At 72.2% G+C, this 18,900-nt stretch carries 21 protein-coding genes; 11 read left to right on the plus strand and 10 right to left on the minus strand.

The genetic code is table 11. The annotated features are described in order from the left end of the window. Positions 1–2: 2 nt before the first annotated feature. The 7 genes from J3A75_RS07125 to J3A75_RS07155 form a co-directional block, all read right to left on the minus strand. Entirely contained in the window at positions 3–1,109 is a 1,107-nt protein-coding gene (locus J3A75_RS07125) for a PhoH family protein (RefSeq protein ID WP_024831035.1), read from the minus strand. 37 nt (positions 1,110–1,146) lie between these two features. Further along, positions 1,147–2,484: a tRNA (N6-isopentenyl adenosine(37)-C2)-methylthiotransferase MiaB gene (gene miaB / locus J3A75_RS07130; protein WP_209649868.1), complete on the minus strand. Its 1,338-nt coding sequence runs from the start codon at positions 2,482–2,484 to the stop codon at positions 1,147–1,149. A 209-nt stretch (positions 2,485–2,693) separates the two neighbouring features. After that, the gene (locus tag J3A75_RS07135) at positions 2,694–4,430 is read right to left on the minus strand and encodes an L-lactate permease (RefSeq protein WP_012317647.1); all 1,737 of its coding nucleotides are present in this window, start codon (positions 4,428–4,430) and stop codon (positions 2,694–2,696) included. 284 nt (positions 4,431–4,714) lie between these two features. Next, a complete protein-coding gene (locus tag J3A75_RS07140; RefSeq protein ID WP_209649870.1) occupies positions 4,715–5,581 on the minus strand; it encodes a lysophospholipid acyltransferase family protein in 867 nt (288 codons plus the stop codon). Between the two features lie 4 nt (positions 5,582–5,585). Continuing rightward, entirely contained in the window at positions 5,586–6,101 is a 516-nt protein-coding gene (locus J3A75_RS07145; RefSeq protein ID WP_012317649.1) for a GNAT family N-acetyltransferase, read from the minus strand. Continuing rightward, entirely contained in the window at positions 6,098–6,772 is a 675-nt protein-coding gene (gene tsaB / locus J3A75_RS07150; RefSeq protein ID WP_012317650.1) for a tRNA (adenosine(37)-N6)-threonylcarbamoyltransferase complex dimerization subunit type 1 TsaB, read from the minus strand. The genes J3A75_RS07145 and tsaB overlap by 4 nt, the downstream gene beginning before the upstream one ends. A gap of 347 nt (positions 6,773–7,119) precedes the next feature. Continuing rightward, complete coding sequence (locus J3A75_RS07155) at positions 7,120–7,686, minus strand: NifU family protein (protein ID WP_012317651.1); 567 nt, start codon at positions 7,684–7,686, stop codon at positions 7,120–7,122. 183 nt (positions 7,687–7,869) lie between these two features. On the opposite strand from J3A75_RS07155, the gene J3A75_RS07160 reads away from it, so the two are divergent. The 4 genes from J3A75_RS07160 (at position 7,870) to J3A75_RS07175 (ending at position 10,098) form a co-directional block, all read left to right on the plus strand. Next, the gene (locus tag J3A75_RS07160; RefSeq protein WP_106427809.1) at positions 7,870–8,331 is read left to right on the plus strand and encodes an atp-dependent helicase; all 462 of its coding nucleotides are present in this window, start codon (positions 7,870–7,872) and stop codon (positions 8,329–8,331) included. 111 nt (positions 8,332–8,442) lie between these two features. Continuing rightward, positions 8,443–8,868 carry a DUF2934 domain-containing protein gene (locus tag J3A75_RS07165; RefSeq protein ID WP_063111573.1) on the plus strand — a complete coding sequence of 142 codons (426 nt, stop codon included), beginning with the start codon at positions 8,443–8,445 and terminating at the stop codon, positions 8,866–8,868. Between the two features lie 168 nt (positions 8,869–9,036). Next, positions 9,037–9,702: an HAD family hydrolase gene (locus J3A75_RS07170; RefSeq protein ID WP_063111572.1), complete on the plus strand. Its 666-nt coding sequence runs from the start codon at positions 9,037–9,039 to the stop codon at positions 9,700–9,702. A 189-nt stretch (positions 9,703–9,891) separates the two neighbouring features. Beyond that, positions 9,892–10,098, plus strand: a complete 207-nt coding sequence (locus J3A75_RS07175; protein ID WP_012317655.1) for a hypothetical protein — start codon at positions 9,892–9,894, stop codon at positions 10,096–10,098. A 15-nt stretch (positions 10,099–10,113) separates the two neighbouring features. On the opposite strand, the gene J3A75_RS07180 is transcribed toward J3A75_RS07175, so the two are convergent. The 3 genes from J3A75_RS07180 to J3A75_RS07190 all read right to left on the minus strand — a co-directional run bounded on the left by J3A75_RS07180 (position 10,114) and on the right by J3A75_RS07190 (position 11,362). Then, positions 10,114–10,401, minus strand: coding sequence for a hypothetical protein (locus J3A75_RS07180; protein WP_012317656.1), 288 nt, complete (start codon positions 10,399–10,401; stop codon positions 10,114–10,116). Between the two features lie 104 nt (positions 10,402–10,505). Then, positions 10,506–10,811, minus strand: coding sequence for a hypothetical protein (locus J3A75_RS07185; RefSeq protein ID WP_012317657.1), 306 nt, complete (start codon positions 10,809–10,811; stop codon positions 10,506–10,508). Positions 10,812–10,981: 170 nt separating this feature from the next. Further along, positions 10,982–11,362 carry a DUF6481 family protein gene (locus J3A75_RS07190; RefSeq protein ID WP_012317658.1) on the minus strand — a complete coding sequence of 127 codons (381 nt, stop codon included), beginning with the start codon at positions 11,360–11,362 and terminating at the stop codon, positions 10,982–10,984. Between the two features lie 801 nt (positions 11,363–12,163). Here J3A75_RS07190 and J3A75_RS07195 point away from each other — a divergent pair. The 7 genes from J3A75_RS07195 (at position 12,164) to J3A75_RS07225 (ending at position 18,892) form a co-directional block, all read left to right on the plus strand. Continuing rightward, a complete protein-coding gene (locus J3A75_RS07195; RefSeq protein ID WP_012317659.1) occupies positions 12,164–12,358 on the plus strand; it encodes an AtzG-like protein in 195 nt (64 codons plus the stop codon). Beyond that, positions 12,355–13,755, plus strand: a complete 1,401-nt coding sequence (locus tag J3A75_RS07200) for an AtzE family amidohydrolase (RefSeq protein ID WP_029360680.1) — start codon at positions 12,355–12,357, stop codon at positions 13,753–13,755. Before J3A75_RS07195 ends, J3A75_RS07200 begins: the two co-directional genes overlap by 4 nt. Beyond that, positions 13,752–14,135: an oxalurate catabolism protein HpxZ gene (gene hpxZ / locus J3A75_RS07205; protein WP_024831028.1), complete on the plus strand. Its 384-nt coding sequence runs from the start codon at positions 13,752–13,754 to the stop codon at positions 14,133–14,135. The genes J3A75_RS07200 and hpxZ overlap by 4 nt, the downstream gene beginning before the upstream one ends. 108 nt (positions 14,136–14,243) lie before the next feature. Then, positions 14,244–15,866: an ABC transporter substrate-binding protein gene (locus tag J3A75_RS07210; RefSeq protein WP_012317662.1), complete on the plus strand. Its 1,623-nt coding sequence runs from the start codon at positions 14,244–14,246 to the stop codon at positions 15,864–15,866. A 70-nt stretch (positions 15,867–15,936) separates the two neighbouring features. Continuing rightward, positions 15,937–16,890, plus strand: coding sequence for an ABC transporter permease (locus J3A75_RS07215; protein ID WP_012317663.1), 954 nt, complete (start codon positions 15,937–15,939; stop codon positions 16,888–16,890). A gap of 14 nt (positions 16,891–16,904) precedes the next feature. Continuing rightward, the gene (locus J3A75_RS07220) at positions 16,905–17,840 is read left to right on the plus strand and encodes an ABC transporter permease (protein WP_012317664.1); all 936 of its coding nucleotides are present in this window, start codon (positions 16,905–16,907) and stop codon (positions 17,838–17,840) included. Further along, positions 17,837–18,892, plus strand: coding sequence for an ABC transporter ATP-binding protein (locus J3A75_RS07225; protein WP_012317665.1), 1,056 nt, complete (start codon positions 17,837–17,839; stop codon positions 18,890–18,892). Before J3A75_RS07220 ends, J3A75_RS07225 begins: the two co-directional genes overlap by 4 nt. Positions 18,893–18,900 lie beyond the last annotated feature (8 nt).

Genomic DNA, 18,900 nt, shown 5'->3' on the forward strand with positions numbered 1-18,900 from the left:
GGTCACGCCAGGGGCCGGCGGCGGGGATTCGGATTGCGGTCGGCCTCCTCGCTGCCGTGGGCGGCGCGCTCGTAGGCGGTGACGATCCGGCGCACGAGGTCGTGGCGGACCACGTCGACGTCCTTGAACCGCACGTGGCCGATCCCCTCGACGCCCTCCAGCACGCTGACCGCTTCCACGAGGCCGGATTTCTGACCCGGCGGCAGGTCGATCTGACTGGGATCGCCGGTGATGATCATGCGCGAGCCCTCGCCCAGGCGGGTGAGGAACATCTTCATCTGCATGGAGGTCGTGTTCTGCGCCTCGTCGAGGAGCACCACCGCGTTGGTGAGGGTCCGGCCGCGCATGAAGGCGAGCGGCGCGATCTCGATCGTGCCGGTCTGCAGGCCGCGGTCGACGTGGCGGGCCTCCATGAAGTCGTAGAGGGCGTCGTAGATCGGGCGCAGGTACGGGTCGACCTTCTCGCGCATGTCGCCCGGCAGGAAGCCCAGGCGCTCGCCGGCCTCGACCGCCGGCCGGGACAGGATCAGCCGCTCGGCGTGGCCCTGTTCCAGGAGCGAGACGGCGTGACCGACGGCCAGCCAGGTCTTGCCGGTCCCGGCCGGGCCCTCGGCGAAGACCAGCTCGTTGGTGCGCAGGAGCTTGATGTACGCGTCCTGCGCCGGGTTGCGCGCGCGCACGGCCCCGCGCTTGCGGGTGGCGATCTGCTCGAAATGCGGCCTGTCGGCCTCGGCGGCGATCGCCTCGGCGGGGAACAGGGTCGCCTGCGCGGTGGCCTCGCGGATGGCGCCGTCCACCTCGCCGAGGGTCAGCGTGCTGCCGCCGGTCCGAACCCGGGCGTAGAGCTTCTGGAAGACCCGCCGCGCCGTCTCGGCGGCGTCGGCCGGCCCCTTGATGACGAGGTGGTTCCCGAGCGCGGTGGCGGTGACTTCCAGCCGGCGCTCGATATGGGCGACGTTCTGGTCGTACTGTCCGAAGACGAGGCTCGCGAGGCGGTTGTCGTCGAAGGTCAGCGGCACCTCGACCACCTCGTCCGATCCGGTCGGCCGCGCCGCCGGGCCGCGACCCCGGAGCGCGCCGCGCGCGCCCGCACCGTCCGATGCGCTCAAGCCGTCATCCTCGCCATCATCCCCACCGCTCCGATCCTCACGCCGCCGCAGCCTCGGAGACGAGTTCCCCGAACAGGCTGTTGGACCCCGCCTCGGTGATCCGCACCGGCACGACCTGCCCGATATGGTGAGGCGCGGCGTCGAACTGGACGGCCAGCAGGTGCGGCGTCTTGCCCGCGACCTGGCCGGGATGGCGCCCGCGCTTCTCCACCAGCACTTCGAAGACCCGGCCCGCGGCCGCCCGCTGATAGGCGTGGCGCTGGCTGTCGAGGAGCGCCTGCAGCTCGGCGAGCCGCGCCGCCATGACGGCCTCCGGCACCTGATCGGTGCGGTCCGCGGCCGGCGTGCCGGGGCGCGTGCTGTACTTGAACGAGAAGGCGCTCTCGAACCCGACGTCGCGCACGAGCCGCAGGGTCTCGGCGAAGTCCGCGTCGGTCTCGCCCGGGAAGCCGACGATGAAGTCGGACGAGAGGGCGATGTCGGGCCGGGCGGCCCGGATCCGCTCGATCAGCCGGCGGTACGCGTCGCCGGTGTGCTTGCGGTTCATCGCGGCGAGGATCCGGTCGGAGCCCGACTGCACCGGCAGGTGCAGGTAGGGCATCAGCGCCGGCACCTCCGCGTGGGCCCGGATCAGGGCGTCGTCGAAATCGTTCGGGTGGCTCGTCGTGTAGCGGATCCGCGCGATGCCGGGGATCTTCGCCACCGCGCGCACCAGATCGGCGAGGCCCGCGGGCGCGCCGTCGGGGCCGTCGCCGTGATAGGCGTTGACGTTCTGGCCGATGAGCGTGATCTCGCGCACGCCCCCGTCGGCGAGCTTCTCGGCCTCGGCGAGCACCGCCGCCACGGAGCGCGAGACCTCCGCGCCCCGCGTGTAGGGGACCACGCAGAAGGCGCAGAACTTGTCGCAGCCCTCCTGCACGGTCAGGACGGCCGACGCCCCGAGGGTCCGCCGGCGGGGCAGGTGGTCGAACTTGTCCTCGACCGGGAATTCGGTGTCGACGACGCGGCGCTCGCGGGAGCGGGCCAGCAGGTCCGGCAGGCGGTGATAGCTCTGCGGGCCGACCACCACGTCGACGGCGGGCTGGCGCGCCTGGATCTCGGCGCCCTCGGCCTGGGCGACGCAGCCGGCCACGACGATGCGGGTGTCGAGACCCTGCGCCTTCCGCTCGCCCTTGAGGACACGCAGGCGGCCGAGCTCGGAATAGACCTTCTCGGCGGCCTTCTCGCGGATGTGGCAGGTGTTGAGGACCACGACGTCCGCGTCCTCGACCGTGTCGGTCGCCGCGTAGCCCTCAGCGCCGAGGACGTCGGCCATGCGGGCCGCGTCGTAGGCGTTCATCTGGCAACCGTAGGATTTGACGTAGGCCTTCTTCAACGCGCGCCGTCCCGAACCGATCCGCCCCACTCCGCGCCGGGCCCGCGGGGACGGGGCCGGCGGGAGGCCTGTAGCACGCTTCGCGCGCCCCGTCGCGGCGCCCTCGAGACGCAACCGGCCGCCCGCAGGCGGCCGGCGCATGGCTTGGCGCATAGTCTGGCGCCCGGTCCGGCGCGCGGCTCCCGGGGAGGGGCGCTCCCCGGTCCGCCTCAGTGGGCCGCCGGTGCCGCGGCGGGCAGGTCGATGACCATCTGCTGGAAGAACGGCACGTAGGCCTGCAGCATCACGAACAGGCCGACGAGGCAGGCGAGCGCGATCGAGTGCCAGAACACGAAGCGCAGGATCTTGCCTTCCTGACCGAAATAGCCGGTCGCCGTGGAGGCGACGACGATCGACTGGGCGTCGACCATCTTGCCCATCACGCCGCCCGACGAGTTCGCGGCGGCCATCAGCACGCCCGAGAGGCCGAGCTGCTCGGAGGTGATCCTCTGGAGGCCGCCGAACAGCACGTTCGAGGCCGTGTCCGAACCCGTGAGCGCCACGCCGAGCCAGCCGAGCAGCGTCCCGAAGAACGGGTAGAGGATGCCGGTGCCCGCGAAGGCGAGGCCGAGCGTGGCGTCGACGCCCGCGTAGCGGGTGAGGACGCCGAGCGCGAGCATCGCCGCGATGGTGATCAGCGAGTAGCGGAGGGCCCAGATGGTCTCGAAGTAGGCCGTGACGAGGCGCAGCGGCGAGAACCGCATGATCAGGCCGGAGATGATCGCCGCGATCAGCACGCCCGTGCCGGTGTACGACATGTAGGTGAACAGGAAGACCGCGCCCTCCGGGACGGGCTTGGCCACCACCGGCGGCACCTTCATGATCACGTTGTGCAGGCCCGGCACCTCGTACTTCCAGGTGAAGAGCGGGTTGACGATGCCCTTGAACCAGCCGGTCCCCCAGATCGCGACGATGACCGAGAGGACGATCCACGGCACCCAGGCCATCAGGATCTCGCCCTGCGAGGCGGTGCGGGCGCCGACATGGACGGGGGGCGTGCCGGGCACGCCGGCGCCGAGCGCCACGGGCCGCGGGCCGGCGACGGCGAGCGACGGATCGTGGCCGCGCAGGGCCGGCGACGACCAGATCTCCTTGGGCTGCCAGACCTTCAGGAACAGCACGAGGGCCAGCATCGAGGCGAGCGAGGCGCCGATATCGACGATCCACGGGTTGACGTAGTTCGAGATCAGGAACTGCGCGACCGCGAAGGAGGCGCCGCAGACCAGGATCGGCGGCCACACCCGGATCATGCCGCGGAAGCCCGCGAAGACCCAGATCAGCCAGAACGGCACGATCAGCGAGAACAGCGGCAGCTGCCGGCCGATCATCGCGCCGAGGATCTCCGGCGGGTAGCCGGTGACCGAGGCGAGGCCCTGGATCGGCGCGCCGAGCGCCCCGAAGGCCACCGGGGCGGTGTTGGCGATCAGCGACAGGCCGGAGGCGGCGAGCGGCGAGAAGCCCAGGCCGATCAGGATCGCGCCCGTGACGGCCACCGGCGTGCCGAAGCCGCCCGCGCCCTCGAAGAAGGCGCCGAACGCGAAGGCCACCAGGAGCAGCTGCAACCGCCGGTCGGCGGTGATGCCGGCCACCGATTGCTGCAGGATCGCGAACCAGCCCTTCTCCACCGTCAGCCGGTAGAGGAAGATCACGTTGAGGATGATCCAGCCGATCGGGAAGAAGCCCGTGACCATCCCGAGGATGGCGGCGCGGGTGGCGAGATCGGTCGGCATGCCGAAGCCGACGATGGCCACCAGCATGGCGAGGCCGAGGGCGATGACGGCCGCGATATGGGCCTTCACGCGCCCGCTGGCGATCATGGCGAGCAGTGCGATGACCGGCACTGAAGCGGCGAGCGTCGAGAGCCACGGGCTCCCGAACGGATCATAAACCTGGTTCCAGGTTTGCACCGGGCGTCCTCCACAAAGTCCCGTCTGTTCCGGGTTGCGGCCTAGCTAGCAGAGGCGTTCCGACCGCTCAATGCGTTGCATCATGTATTCTGGCGGTGATTTCTACACATTACTCTTGCGCGGATCCCCGGATTCACCCGGCGCAACAGCGCCTCTCCGGGTGAGAGCGGATCTGACCCGTCCAGCGCGGGCCTACATCCAAGCCCTGAGACCGGATTCCCCGCCGGCTCAGGACCTTAGCCCTTGAGCAGCGCGGGTATCGCGGCTCCCGCGGCGCCGACCGGTCAGACCGTCGCGATCTCCGGCCCCTGGAGGCCGATCCCCGGGGCCGCCGGCCTGGGATCCGGCGCCGGCAGGGTCCCGACGCCGCTGCCGGCGCCCCGCAGGGCCGCGCGCACCTCGGCCTCGGCGGCCGCCGTGGCGGCCTTCCGGTCGGTGGTCGCCTCGAAGGCGATCGGCGCCCCCCAGACCACGTGCACGTCGATGGGTCCGCCCTGCACGAAGGCCGCGAGGTGCGGCACCAGCTCCATGTCGCCGTACCACGCGATCTCCGCGCGCTCGGCGCGCGTCACCGGCAGGCCGTTGCGCCGGGGATAGGCGATGGCGAGGGGCTGGAGGCGCACCCGGCCGCGCCCGGCCTCGGCCTGGAGCGCCGCGCGGGCCGCGCCGACGAGGGAGGAGCGGAACGGCAGGAGCCGGGTGCCGTCGCCGGTCGTCCCCTCCGCGAACAGGACGACCAGCTCACCTTCGGCGAGGCGGTGCCCCATGGCGGTGCTGACCGCGGCGGTCGCGCCGCGGCGCTGCCGGTCGATGTAGATCGTCCGCTGCAGCCCCGCGAGAGCGCCGATCAGCGGCCAGCCGGCGATCTCGGACTTCGCCACGAAGGAGAGCGGCCGCAGCGAGCCGACCGCGATGATGTCGAGCCACGAGACGTGGTTGGCGAGCACCAGCGCCGCCTCGCCGGGGGCTGGCGGCGTGCCGCTCTGCGTGACGCGGACGCCGAACAGGCGCAGGAGGACGCGGTGGAACAGGATCGGCGCCAGGGTGGCGCGGCGGCCGAGGAGCCGCAGGGCGATCCAGTGGGGCGGTCCCAGCACAGCGAAGGCGAGGGCGAGGGCCGCGACCCGCCAGGCGATGCCGAGGCGGCTCACGGCGTCACAGGTCGGCGCTCATCGTCAGCGCGGTCGCCCGGCTGCCGTCGGCCTTGAGATAGTAGCCGGTGCGCGAGCCCACCTGCCGGAAGCCGTGCCGGGCGTAGAGCCGCAGGGCGGGGGCGTTGCCCTCGTCGACCTCCAGATGAACCCGGGCGACGCCGTCCAGGGCGAGGCTCGCCAAGTGCTCGCGGAGCAGCTTGCGGCTGTGGCCGCCGCCGCGCAGCGCCGGGGACAGCACGACCGTCAGGATCTCGGCCTCGTCGGCGGCCCGGCGCGAGAGCACGAACCCCTGGAGCACGCCCGCGCGCCAGAGGGCGTGCGCGTGGGTCGAGCGCTCGCAGAGCATGCGCTCGAACTCGTGCGCGTCCCAGGGCCGCGCGAAGGCGGTCGCGTGGAGACGGGCGAGGGCGGGGGCCTGCGCGGCGTCGCGCAGCGGGGCGACGTAGGGCTCCGGCGTCAGCGCGTCCCACCACGCGAACCACCAGTCGAAGGGCCAGAAGGGCAGCGGGCGCGTCATCGCCGTGCGATCCGCGCGTGGTCCTGCGGCCGGGCATCCGGTCCCCGCAGGTAGAGGGGGCGGGCCAGCGCCTGCGCCGGGTCGGCGACGAGACCGAGGGAGGCCACCGACGCGATATCGGGACCGCCGACATGGGCGACGCGCGCCGCGACGCCGCGCGCGGCGAGCGCGGCGGCCAGCATGGGCGCGCCCGAGCCGGTCAGCACCACCGGGCCGGCGCCCAGCTGCTCGGCCGCGGCCTCGACGGCCAGGTGCGCGGGGGCGAGGCCGTCGCCCGGTCCCAGCGCCTGCACGTAGACGGCACCGTGGCGGGCGTCGATCACCGCGGCGATCGTCCCCTCGACGGTCTCGGCCAGGAGCGGCGCGAGGAGCGCCGAGAGGGTCCCGACGCCGACGACCGGCTTGCCGGTCGAGAGGCCGATGGCGCGGGCCGCCGACAGGCCGACCCGCAGGCCGGTATAGCTGCCCGGCCCGACCGTCACGGCGACCCGGTCGATCGCCTCAAATCCGCCCTCGACCCGGGCGATCACCCGCTCGATCAGCGGCAGCAGCGACTCCGCGTGGCCGCGCGCCATCGGCAGCGACTCGGCGGCGAGGGGCGCCTCGACCTCCTCCGCCATGACGCAGGCGGCGCAGGTGTCCAGCGCTGTGTCGATGGCCAGAATACGCACGCTCACTCCCACAAGCCGGTCCGCACCGGCCGCTGCCTTCCCGCGCCGCGACGGGCGCCAAGAGCCTCCAGTGTTAGAACAAAGCCGCCGCCTCGTCAGCGTCGGGGCGACCGCGCCGCGCCGATCACCGGCGGAGTGTTGCCGGCTTGCGCCGGTGCGCGCCCGCGGCCCCGGACAGGGCCGCCGCGTCGGCCCGAAGCTCCGACGCGGGGGCAGGGACCGGAACGCGGCCGCCGACCGGTCCGGCCGGTCGGCGGCCGCCTCAGTGACGCGGAACCTCAGGGACGCGGAACAGGCCGCGCGGCATGGCCGCTCGGCCGCTCACACCGCCGCGCGGGCGTCGACCCTCAGATCGCCTGGACCTCGCGGATCTCCGGCAGGAAGTGCCGGAACAGGTTCTGCACGCCGTGCCGCAGGGTCGCGGTGGAGGACGGGCAGCCCGAGCAGGCCCCCTTCATCTCCAGGTAGACCACACCCTCCTTGTAGCCGCGGAAGGTGATGTCGCCGCCGTCGCCGGCCACCGCCGGCCGGACCCGGGTCTCGAGCAGGTCCTTGATGGTCACGACGGTGTCGTGGTCCGCCTCGTCGTAGAACTCGTCGCCCGGCTCGATCTCGCCGTGGCCGCCCTCGGCCATCACGGGCGCGCCGGACTGGAAGTGCTCCATGATCGCGCCGAGCACCGCCGGCTTGACCTGCGCCCATTCCGAACCGTCCTCGGCCTTGGTCACCGAGATGAAATCGTGCCCGAAATAGACGCCCGCCACGCCCGGGACGGTGAACAGCGCCGCGGCGAGGGGCGACCGGGCGGCCGCCTCGGCGTCCCGCGCCTCGAAGGTCGATTCCGCCAGCACGACGCGGCCGGGCAGGAACTTCAGGGTGGCCGGGTTCGGCGTGGCTTCGGTCTGGATGAACATGGTGGCAACACTCCGCTGCGCCGGTTCAAGGCCGGCCGGGACAGGCGCCCGAGGCGCCACTGTCCATGTGGACCGGCGAGCGGATTTTCTCAACCTGTCGCCCCGTCCCGCCGGCCCGCGAGAGTGGACATTCGGACGGCGGCGCGACAGGACGAATGCCATCGAATGCCAGAGGAGCCGGCAGTGGACGTGACCGCGGACCAGACCCTCGCGCAGGACTTGCTGAAGGATCTGCGCGAGGCCCAAACCAAGCTGGACGCGGCGCGGGCGGAAGCGGCCTCGCTCAAGGTGCTGCTGGCGCTGCGCACGCATCAGCACGACCAGGCCTGGCAGGAGGGACAGCGCCTCGCCGCGGCGCTCGCGGATGCGCAGGCCCGCGCGGAGGCGGCGACCGTCGCGCGGGCGGAGGCCCAGGCGAGCGCGGCCTCGTCCGAAGCCGCCGCGATGGCCGACGAGCGCACCGAGGCGGTCCGGACGGTCCTCGGCGCGGTGCTCGCGAGCATCGGGCACCGGGCCCTCGACCGGCGGCGCTTCCAGGACCTGATCGCCCGGGCCGGCCGCGAGGCGCCGGATCAGGGCCCGGGCGCGGCCCGGCACGCGGTGCTGCTGACCGAGGCGCGGCGGGTGCTGGGGATCGCCGAGTAGCCCCCGCTCCGACGGCTCCGACGCGCCGCGACCGGGCGCGGGCGGCAGGGTTAACCGACGCTTAACCCGGCTCTCCCATCGTCGTCCCGGGACGGACAGGAGATCGATCGCATGCTGATCAGCGAGCACCACGTGCGCGAGTGCGCCTACTACATCTGGGAAAACGAGGGCCGGATCCACGGGCAGGCCGCCGCCCACTGGATCCGCGCCGAGGCCGAGCTGCGCGCCAACGCGATGCTCGCTGCCGCCGCGACGGTCGCGGTCGCCGAGGCCGCCCCGAAGGCCGCGCCGGCGAAGACCGCCGCCAAGCCTGCCAGCGTTAAGCCTGCCAGCGCCAAGACCGCCGCGTCGAAGGCCGCCGCCAAGCCTGCCGCCGCCAAGACCGCGGTCGCCAAGCCCGCGACCGTGAAGCCCGCGACCGTGAAGGCCGCCGCGAAGCCGGCCGCCCCGAAGCCCGCCCGCGCCTCCAAGGCGGCGGTGACTGCCGGCCTCGCCGCCAAGGCGAAGCCCGCCCGGACCCCGGCCTCGATGCACTGACGGCCGGCGCCCCGGCGCCGCCAGGACCTTCTCCGAAGCCCGTCCCTCGCGCAGGGGCGGGCTTCCGTCGTCGAAGGGAGCCGCGTTCGCGGCGCCCGGACGGAACAGGCCCGGCGCCGATCGGTTGTCCGCCCTGACGCGGGCGCCGGGCTCCGCGACGGGGCTGCGATGCGCGCGGTGATTTTCGACATCGACGGGACCCTGCTCGACAGCGTCGACCTGCATGCCCGCGCCTGGGTGGAGGCCTTCGCGCAGTTCGGCGTGACGACCGACTTCGCGGACGTCCGCCGGCAGATCGGCAAGGGCGGCGACGAGCTGATGCCGGTCTTCCTGTCGGAGGAGCGGGTCGCGCGGGACGGCGAGACGATCGAAGCCTACCGCTCGGACCTGTTCAAGCGTCGCTACCTGTCCGAGGTCCGACCCTTCCCCGGTGTCCGGCCGCTGTTCGAGCACATCCGCGCCGCCGGCCTGACGATCGCGCTCGCCTCGTCGGGCAAGCGCTCCGAGGTCGAGCACTACACCGAGATCCTGGAGATCGGCGACCTCGTCGATGTGGCCACCAGCTCGGACGACGCGGACCGGTCGAAGCCGCATCCGGACATCTTCGAAGCCGCGCTGGAGAAGCTCGACGGCGCGCCCCGCGACGCGATCATCGTCATCGGCGATACCCCCTACGATGCCGAGGCGGCTGCGAAGGCGGGGCTGCGCACCGTCGGCCTCCTCTGCGGCGGCTTCCCGGAGGCGGACCTGAGAAGCGCCGGCTGCGTGGCGATCTACCGGGACCCCGAGGATCTGCTCAACCGATTCGCGCAGTCGCCGCTGGCGGACAGCTGAGCGGCAGACCGGCAAGCAGATTCCGCGACCGGCCCGACGTCGTCCACACTTTCCCGCCACGCTGTTGCCGCGCGGTGACGCGGAGCGATGCCGGCTACGTATTCACGCGAAAGGGACTGGTGTCGGTCGATCGAAAGGCGTAGCGACCCGCCCGCCAATCTGGACTCCTTCGAAGGACGAGCGCCTCGCATGCCCCAGACTCACCAGGCCGGCCCGGCACCGCGCTTCGTACCGGCCGCCAAGTCGCTGCCGGAGCAGATCGCCGACGCGGTCGAGAGCCGGTCGACCCCGCTCAGCCAGCTGCTCCGCCTGATGGCCGCCCTCGATGCCGAAGGCGGCAACGAGGCCCTGCGGCTGCGGCTCCGCGCCCGGATCGGCGCGCCGCTCGACGCCTGACGCCCGCGCCGCGGGTCAATGCCGCCGGTGCCGATGGCGCCGGCCACCGCTCCTCGCCGCCGGTGCGGCCGCCTTCGCGACGCGGTCCATGCAGGCGAAGTAGATGCGGCGTCCGATCTCCTCCAGTTCGAGACCCTGCGGGTTGGGCGCCGAGAACACCTTCGCGCGGGCCTCATTGCGGCAGGCCGCGTCCTCCGGGCTCCGGATCGGCGGCTCGGCGCGGGCGGCCCCGCAGGCCAGGGCCGAGACGATCCAGGTCGCTGCGATGATCGATACTCGTGTGCTTGCCAGGGTACTCGGCATACGGACGTTCGGACCTCACTCGCTCAGGACCGAGATAGAGCGTCTCGATCACCCGTGAAGCTTAATCAGAGTGCCGGCTCCGGCAAAAATCGACGGCGCGCGCCTCAGGGCACGATCCAGAGGCACGGACCCCCGCCGGACACGGTCAGGCATTCGTAGGGCGCGCCGCCGATCAGGGCCCGCTGCTCCACGGTGCCGATCGCGCCGCGCGGGATCCGCCTGCAGCCGGCCTCCGATGGGGCGGGGCCACCGCTGCCCGAGGCCGCGTCGATCCGGCGGGCGGCGATCAGAGTCTCGCAGGCGATCACCGAGTCGGTCCCCTGGGCGCGGGCGTTCCGGGGCGCGAGGCCGAGGGGGAGGGCGAGGAGGACGAGCGCCGCGATGGGCGCCAGCGGGGATCGGGATCGCATCGCGGCCTTGGCTGCCCGCGCCGCACGGGCGCGTCGCGATTCGGACGCCCTCAACGCGTCACCGCGCGCGTTGGTTGCCGGCGGCGGAAGCGGACCCCGGACGCGACGACGCCCGCCTTGCGGGCGGGCGTCGTGGGCGTCCGATGCTCGGGGGAGCCGACGGCCGGGGCTCAGCGCTTGGTCTTCACCTTCGCCTTGCGGGCCGCGTAGCGCGCGTCGCGCTGGGCCTTCTTGGCGGCCAGGTCGGCCGACTTGCGCTCCTGCGCGGCGGCCAGCTCGGCGGCCTCGCGGGCGAGCTGGGCGGCGAGTTCCGCCTCCTCCCGCTGACGCTTCTCCTCGGCGGCCTTGCGCTCGGCGGCGATCCGGGCGGCCTCGCGCTCGCGGGAGCGCTCCTCGCGGGCCTTGGCCACTTCGGCGCGGGCCTTGGCCTTGGCGATCACCTCGGGGTCATCGGCCGCGGGGCGTGCCTTGAACTTGGCCAGCAGGGCGGCCTTGGCGTTCTGCGAGTTCTGGCGACGGTCGTCGAAATTCCTGTAGTCGAATGCGCTCATCTGACCTTTCTCAGTTGGGTACGTCTCGCGTGTCGCGGGGACATCCGGCGGGGCCGGGCACGTACTGAGTCTGCAGGTTCCGACGCCATCCCCGCGCCCCGGAACCGCACCGATCCACCGGCTGTACCGATGGTCCGACCCGAGCGTTCGCCTGCGTCTGAACGCTCGGGTCGGACCATTGTTCGAAGATCGCAAAGCCCTTAATCAGAGCTTCACGCGAGATGCAATCGGCGAGACCTGCGCAGGCGGCCGGCACAGCGACAATCCCGGCCCTCTCTGTAAGAGTCCTGGCCGGCGATGCGCAAAAACCTCAGACCGGCGTCTGGCCGAGGCCCGCTGCCCTGGACCGCATCCGCCCCGAGGACTTCGCTGCACGCGGCAGATAGGTCGCGCACGGGACGACGACAAGATTCGCCGGCGGGTCCCCGCGGGTGCATCCTGGCCGAGCGACGCGCGCCGCAGCCCGGCGAGCGCCGAACCAATGGCTGAGGGATGGACCTATACTTCCATCACAAAGCAGACCTGCAAATTCGACAGAGTATTCCTCGTGGTTCCCCCGACGCCCGGCCCCGGCCCGGCTCCCGCCCAGGGGCGACCATCTGCCCAGGATCTGCCCATCCGCCACAGCCTATTTTCTGTGCACGTGCCGTGAAGCCCTTCGAATCGATCGCCAGCACCCGGGAAACTGCCTACGCTCTGGGCAGATCGCCCGGCCGGCGGGCGGAGGCGCCGGGGCGCTCGCGGCACGGGGCCTGCTAGCCGCGATCGATCGCCACCCGTGCGGTCGGCTTGAGGAACGCCATGCCCGAGACATCCCCCCCGTACGAACCCGAGAGCTACGCCGCGGCCGCGGCGGCCCTTCTCGGCCTCACCCTCGATCCGGCTTGGATCGCGCCGGTGACCGCGAACCTGCGCGTCCTGGCCGCCGCGGCCGAGTTGGTGGAGGCCTTCCCGCTCGCCGACGAGATCGACGCGGCGCCGAGGTTCGAAGCGTGAGCGCGAGCAGCCCCGCGACGGCCGCCACGATCGCCGCAGCGATCGCGGAGGGTCGAACCACCGCGCGCCAGGTCGTCGCGGCGGCGCTCGACCGGATCGGCCGATTGGACGGCCGGGTCGGCGCCTTCACCGACGTGCTGTCCGCCCGCGCCCTGGCCCGGGCCGACGCGCAGGACGCGGCGCTGCGGAACGGGTCGCCGCCGGGCCCGCTGGCCGGCGTGCCCTTCGCGGTGAAGAATCTGATCGACATCGACGGCCTGCCCACCCGCGCCGGATCGAAGATCAACCGGGAGCGGCCGCCGGCCGAGCGGGACGGCGCCCTGGTCCGGCGCCTGGAGGCCGCGGGGGCGATCCTCGTGGGCGCCCTCAACATGGGCGAGTACGCCTACGACTTCACCGGCGAGAACATCCACGACGGCGACGCCCACAACCCGCACGCCCTGGATCACATGACCGGCGGCTCGTCGGGCGGCTCGGGCGCGGCCCTCGCCGCCGGGATGGTGCCCCTGACCCTGGGCTCCGACACGAACGGCTCGATCCGCGTCCCGGCCGCCTTCTGCGGCTGCTTCGGCCTCAAGCCGACCTACGGCCGCCTGTCGCGGGCCGGGAGCTTCCCGTTCGTGGGCAGCCTCGATCATCTCGGGCCGATGGCGCGGAGCGTGACCGACCTCGCGCTCGCCTACGACGCCATGCAGGGTCCCGATCCGGACGATCCGGTGGCGACGCTCCGCCCGGCCGAGCCGGTCCTGCCCGGGCTCGACGCGGGCCTGGACGGGCTGCGCGTCGCGGTGGCCGGCGGCTATTTCGCCCGCGGCGGCGATCCGGAGGCCTTCGCGGCGGTGGCGCGCGCGGCCGAGGCCCTGGGCGCGCGGCGCACGGTCGAGCTGCCGGAGGCGCACCGCGCCCGCGCGGCCGCCTACCTGATCACCGCGGCCGAGGGCGCGACGCTCCACCTCGACCGTCTCCGCACCCGGCCGCAGGATTTCGACCCGGCGGTGCGCGACCGGCTGATCGCCGGGGCGATGATCCCGGCGCCCCACGTGGAGCGGGCGCAGCGCTTCCGCCGCTGGTACCGGGCGCGGGTGCTCGCGCTGTTCGAGACCGTCGACGTGATCCTGGCCCCGGCCACGCCCTGCCGCGCCCCGCGGGGCGGCCAGACCCACTTCGTCCTCGACGGCGTGACGCTGCCGGTGCGCGCCAATATCGGGGTCTTCACGCAGCCGATCTCCTTCATCGGCCTCCCGGTCGTGGCGGCGCCGATCCGGCTCGACGCCGGGTTGCCGCTGGGGGTCCAGGTCATCGCCGCCCCCTGGCGCGAGGATCTCGCCTTGCGCGTGGCGCACCACCTCGAACGAATGGGCGTCAGCGCGTCGCCCGTCGCGGAGCTTGCCCGATGATCATCGACGATCCCGCCGTGAAGGCCGAAGTCGAGGCCGCGTTCCGGGCCTACGAGACGGCGCTGACCACCAACGACGTCCCCACCCTGGAGGCGCTGTTCCGGGACGATCCGCTGACCGTCCGCTACGGGATCGGCGAGAACCTCTACGGCATGGACGCGATCCGCGCCTTCCGCCGGGCCCGCTCCCCGGTGGGCCTGGAGAGGACCCTGGCGCAGACGCAGATCACGACCTACGGGCGCGACTTCGCCACCGCGATGACGCTGTTCACCCGCGCCAGCGCGCCGGGCAAGATCGGCCGCCAGAGCCAGACCTGGGCGCGCTTCCCGGAGGGCTGGCGGGTGGTCGCCGCCCACGTGAGCCTGATCGACGCCGCGTAGGCGCAACCGGCCCGCGCCCCCGCGGCGGGGCGTGTGGCCGCGGGCTTGCATAAGGTCGAGCGTATTCCGTGCCGTCTGGCGCGGACCAACGCGAGTACCCGACCCAAGATGCTGTCCCGTCTGAGAAAACTCGGCGCCCGTGCGGCGCTGGCCGGCGCCCTGGCGCTCTCCGCGAGCACCGCTGCCCTCGCGCAGGGGACGCTGCGGATCGGCATGACCGCCTCCGACATCCCGCTGACCACCGGCCAGACCGACAACGGCGGCGAGGGCATGCGGTTCATGGGCTACACGGTCTATGACGGGCTCATCAATTGGGACCTGTCGAGCGCCGAGCTGGCCTCCGACCTCGTGCCCGGCCTCGCCACGAGCTGGGGCGTCGACGCCGCCGACAAGACCAAGTGGACCTTCAAGCTCCGGCCGGGCGTGAAATTCCACGACGGCTCGGACTTCACCGCCGACGCGGTGGTCTGGAACCTCGACAAGCTCCTGAAGGCCGACGCGCCGCAATACGACCCGCGCCAGTCCGCGCAGGGCAAGACCCGCATCCCGGCGGTCGCGAGCTACCGCGCGGTCGACCCGCTGACCGTCGAGATCACCACCAAGGCCCCCGACGCGACGCTGCCCTACCAGATCGCCTGGATCATGATGTCGTCGCCGGCCCAGTGGGAGAAGCTCGGCAAGTCCTGGGACGCCTTCGCCAAGCAGCCCTCGGGCACCGGCCCGTGGAAGCTGACCCTGTTCGCCCCGCGCGAGCGCGCCGAGATGGTCCCGTTCAAGGAGTACTGGGACAAGGACCGCGTCCCGAAGCTCGACAAGCTCGTGCTGATCCCGCTGCCGGAGGCCAATGCCCGGACCGCGGCCCTGCGCTCCGGTCAGGTGGACTGGATCGAGGCGCCCGCGCCGGATGCCGTGGCCTCGCTCAAGAGCGCCGGCTTCACCATCGTCACCAACGCCTACCCGCACAACTGGACGTGGCATCTGTCGCGGGTCGAGGGCTCGCCCTGGAACGACATCCGCGTCCGCAAGGCGGCGAACCTCGCCATCGACCGCGAGGGCCTGAAGGAGCTGCTCGGCGGCCTCGCCATCCCCGCCAAGGGCTTCATGCCGCCCGGCCACCAGTGGTTCGGCCACCCGACCTTCGACATCAAGTACGATCCGGAGGCCGCCAAGAAGCTGCTGGCCGAGGCCGGCTACAGCCCGGCCAAGCCCCTGAAGATCAAGGTCGCGATCTCGGCCTCCGGCTCGGGCCAGATGCAGCCGCTTCCGATGAACGAGTTCGTCCAGCAGAACCTCGCCGACGTGGGGATCCAGGTCGACTACGAGGTCGTGGAGTGGAACACCCTCATCAACATCTGGCGGGCCGGCGCCAAGGCCGACATCTCCCGCGGCGTCTCGGCGATCAACTATTCCTACTTCATCCAGGACCCGTTCACCGGCTTCATCCGCCACCTGCAGTGCAATTTCGCTCCGCCGAACGGCACGAACTGGGGCTATTACTGCGACCCGGCGATGGACAAGCTGTTCGATCAGGTCCGCAACACCTTCGACAAGGCCGAGCAGACGAAAGTCCTGGAAAAAGTTCACGAGAAGTACGTCGACGACGCGCTGTTCGTCATGATCACGCACGACGTCAATCCGCGGGCGATGAGCCCCAAGGTGAAGGGCTTCGTCCAGGCGCAGAACTGGTTCCAGGATTTCTCGAAGATTACGATGGCGACCGCGGGACGGTAGCGAGACGCGGCTCTCCTCCCTCGCGCGGGGAGGAGAGCCCTTACGGTCGGGCGTGACAACAGGGCCTTGAATGCTGCTCTACATCCTCAAACGGCTGGTCTACGTGACGCCCGTGGCGTTCGGGGTCAGCGTCGTCTGCTTCCTCCTCGTCCACCTCGCGCCGGGGGATCCCCTCAGCGCGGTCCTGCCCGCCGACGCCACCCAGGCCACCATCGACGAGATGCGGGCCGCCTACGGCTTCGATAAGCCCCTGCCGGTCCAGTACCTGATCTGGCTCTGGCACGTGCTGCACGGCGATCTCGGCACCTCCATCGCCACCGGCCGGCCGGTGCTCGGCGAGGTCAGCCGCGCCGTGGTGAACTCGCTGATCCTCGCCTCCGTGGCGACCGTGATCGGCTTCACCTTCGGCACCCTGTTCGGCTTCGTGGCGGGCTATCACCGCAACTCGGTGGCCGACCGCGCGGCCTCCGCCGTGTCGGTCTTCGGCGTGAGCGTGCCGCATTACTGGCTCGGCATGGTCCTGGTGATCGTGTTCTCGGCCAATCTCGGCTGGCTGCCGCCCACCGGGGCCGGGCCCGACGGCTCCAGCAACTGGCGCCCCGACTTCGAGCACCTGCGCTACCTGATCCTGCCGGCGATCACGATGTCGGTGATCCCCATGGGCATCATCGCCCGCACGGTCCGGGCGCTCGTGGCCGACATCCTGTCCCAGGACTTCGTCGAGGCCCTGCGCGCCAAAGGCATGGACGAGCGCGGCGTGTTCCGCCACGTCGTGCGCAACGCCGCCCCGACGGCGCTCGCCATCATGGGCCTGCAGCTCGGCTACCTGCTGGGCGGCTCGATCCTGGTCGAGACCGTGTTCGCGTGGCCCGGCACCGGCTTCCTCCTCAACGCCGCGATCTTCCAGCGCGACCTGCCCCTGCTCCAGGGCTCGATCCTCGTGCTGGCGATGTTCTTCGTGGTCCTCAACCTGCTGGTGGACGTGATGCAGACCGCCCTCGACCCGCGCATCGAGCGCGCCTGAGCCGGAGCCCGATGATGACCGCTCCCGTCACCGCGGCCTCCGTCGCCCTCGACGGCGGCGTGCTCGCCGCCGAGGACGTGGCCCACGGGCCCGAGGCCGCCTTCGCCCCGTCGCGGGGCTTCTGGGGCCATGTCGGCCACCGGCTCGTGCGCGACCCCGTCGCCATGGGCGCGGGCGCCGTGATCCTGATCGTCGTGCTGATCGCGATCCTGTCGCCCTGGATCACGCCCATGGACCCCTACAAGGGCTCCATGCTGCGCCGCCTCAAGCACGTGGGCGACGCCACCTACTGGCTGGGCTCGGACGAGCTCGGCCGCGACATGATCAGCCGGCTGATGCTGGGCTCGCGGCTGTCGCTGTTCATCGGCGTCACCCCGGTGCTGATCGCCTTCGTGATCGGCTCCGGGATCGGGATCCTCGCCGGCTACGTCGGCGGCTGGACCAACACGATCCTGATGCGCACCATCGACGTGTTCTTCGCCTTCCCGTCGGTGCTGCTGGCGATCGCGCTGTCCGGCGCGCTCGGCGCCGGCATCTTCAACTCGATCGTGTCGCTGACCTGCGTGTTCGTGCCCCAGATCGCCCGCGTCGCCGAGAGCGTCACCACGGGCATCCGCAAGCGCGACTACATCGACGCCGCCAAGCTGTCGGGCGCCTCGGCCCTGACGATCATGCGCGTGCAGGTGCTCGGCAACGTCGTCGGGCCGATCTTCGTCTACGCGACCAGCCTGATCTCGGTGTCGATGATCCTGGCCTCCGGCCTGTCCTTCCTCGGCCTCGGCGTGCGGCCGCCCGAGCCCGAATGGGGCCTAATGCTCAACACCCTGCGCACGGCGATCTACGTCAACCCGGTCGTGGCCGCCCTCCCGGGCGTCTGCATCTTCATCGTCTCGATCGCCTTCAACCTGTTCTCGGACGGCCTCCGGTCCGCCATGGAGATTCGCCAGTGAGCGTCATCCCGGACGCCCCCGACCCGTTCGCCCGCGACCGCGGCGGACCCGCCCAGCCGCTCCTCTCGGTCTCGGGCCTCGTGAAGCACTTCCCGGTCCGCAAGGCCGGCGGCAAGCGCCAGGTGGTCCGCGCGGTCGACGGCGTCGACTTCGACGTCCTGAAGGGCGAGACGCTCGGCATCGTCGGCGAGTCCGGCTGCGGGAAGTCGACCACCGCGAAGCTGCTGATGGGCCTCATCGAGCGCGATTCCGGCACGCTGCTGTACGACGGCCAAGCGGTCGGCGAGCGCGCCATGCCCTGGCGGTCCTACCGCCGCCAGGCCCAGATGGTGTTCCAGGACAGCTACGCGTCGCTCAACCCGCGCATGACCGTCGAGCAGTCGATCGCCTTCGGCCCGAAGGTCAACGGCGTGCCCGCCCGGGAGGCGGTGGAGCGCGCCCGCGGGCTGCTCGCCCGGGTCGGCCTGGAGCCGAAGCGCTTCGCCGGCCGCTACCCGCACGAGATCTCCGGCGGCCAGCGCCAGCGGGTGAACATCGCCCGATCCCTCGCCCTGGAGCCGCGGCTGGTGCTCCTCGACGAGGCGGTCTCGGCGCTGGACAAGTCGGTGGAGGCGCAGGTCCTGAACCTGCTCCTCGACCTCAAGGCCGAGTTCGGCCTGACCTACATCTTCATCAGCCACGACCTCAACGTCGTGCGCTTCATCTCCGACCGGGTCATGGTGATGTATCTTGGCCGGGTCTCCGAGATCGGCCCGTCCGACACGGTGCTCGACGCGCCGGCGCACCCCTACACCGAGGCGCTGCTCGCCTCGATGCCGTCGCTCGATCCCGACAACCGCACCCAGGCGGCGCTGCTCGCGGGCGACCCGCCGAACCCGATCGACCCGCCCGCGGGCTGCCGCTTCCACCCGCGCTGCGCCCTGGCGGAGGACGTCTGCGGCCGGACGGAGCCGCCCCTCGACACGATCCGGCCGCTGCACCGCGTCGCCTGCCTCGCCCGGCAGCCCGGCTCGGGCCACTCCGCGGCCCCCGCGGGCGCGCTGGCAGCATGAGCACCCCG

Origin of the sequence: Methylobacterium sp. PvP105 (assembly GCF_017876975.1) — a bacterium.
Classification (GTDB): Bacteria; Pseudomonadota; Alphaproteobacteria; order Rhizobiales; family Beijerinckiaceae; genus Methylobacterium; species Methylobacterium radiotolerans.

Bases quoted from the DNA above. Each gene is read 5' to 3' on its own strand.
- J3A75_RS07145 (WP_012317649.1), bottom strand. From the start codon at position 6,101: ATGACGCGCCCGCTGCCCTTCTGGCCCTTCGACTGGTGGTTCGCGTGG.
- J3A75_RS07155 (WP_012317651.1), bottom strand. From the start codon at position 7,686: ATGTTCATCCAGACCGAAGCCACGCCGAACCCGGCCACCCTGAAGTTC.
- J3A75_RS07165 (WP_063111573.1), top strand. From the start codon at position 8,443: ATGCTGATCAGCGAGCACCACGTGCGCGAGTGCGCCTACTACATCTGG.
- J3A75_RS07170 (WP_063111572.1), top strand. From the start codon at position 9,037: ATGCGCGCGGTGATTTTCGACATCGACGGGACCCTGCTCGACAGCGTC.
- J3A75_RS07175 (WP_012317655.1), top strand. From the start codon at position 9,892: ATGCCCCAGACTCACCAGGCCGGCCCGGCACCGCGCTTCGTACCGGCC.
- J3A75_RS07180 (WP_012317656.1), bottom strand. From the start codon at position 10,401: ATGCCGAGTACCCTGGCAAGCACACGAGTATCGATCATCGCAGCGACC.
- J3A75_RS07185 (WP_012317657.1), bottom strand. From the start codon at position 10,811: ATGCGATCCCGATCCCCGCTGGCGCCCATCGCGGCGCTCGTCCTCCTC.
- J3A75_RS07190 (WP_012317658.1), bottom strand. From the start codon at position 11,362: ATGAGCGCATTCGACTACAGGAATTTCGACGACCGTCGCCAGAACTCG.
- J3A75_RS07195 (WP_012317659.1), top strand. From the start codon at position 12,164: ATGCCCGAGACATCCCCCCCGTACGAACCCGAGAGCTACGCCGCGGCC.
- hpxZ (WP_024831028.1), top strand. From the start codon at position 13,752: ATGATCATCGACGATCCCGCCGTGAAGGCCGAAGTCGAGGCCGCGTTC.
- J3A75_RS07210 (WP_012317662.1), top strand. From the start codon at position 14,244: ATGCTGTCCCGTCTGAGAAAACTCGGCGCCCGTGCGGCGCTGGCCGGC.
- J3A75_RS07215 (WP_012317663.1), top strand. From the start codon at position 15,937: ATGCTGCTCTACATCCTCAAACGGCTGGTCTACGTGACGCCCGTGGCG.
- J3A75_RS07220 (WP_012317664.1), top strand. From the start codon at position 16,905: ATGACCGCTCCCGTCACCGCGGCCTCCGTCGCCCTCGACGGCGGCGTG.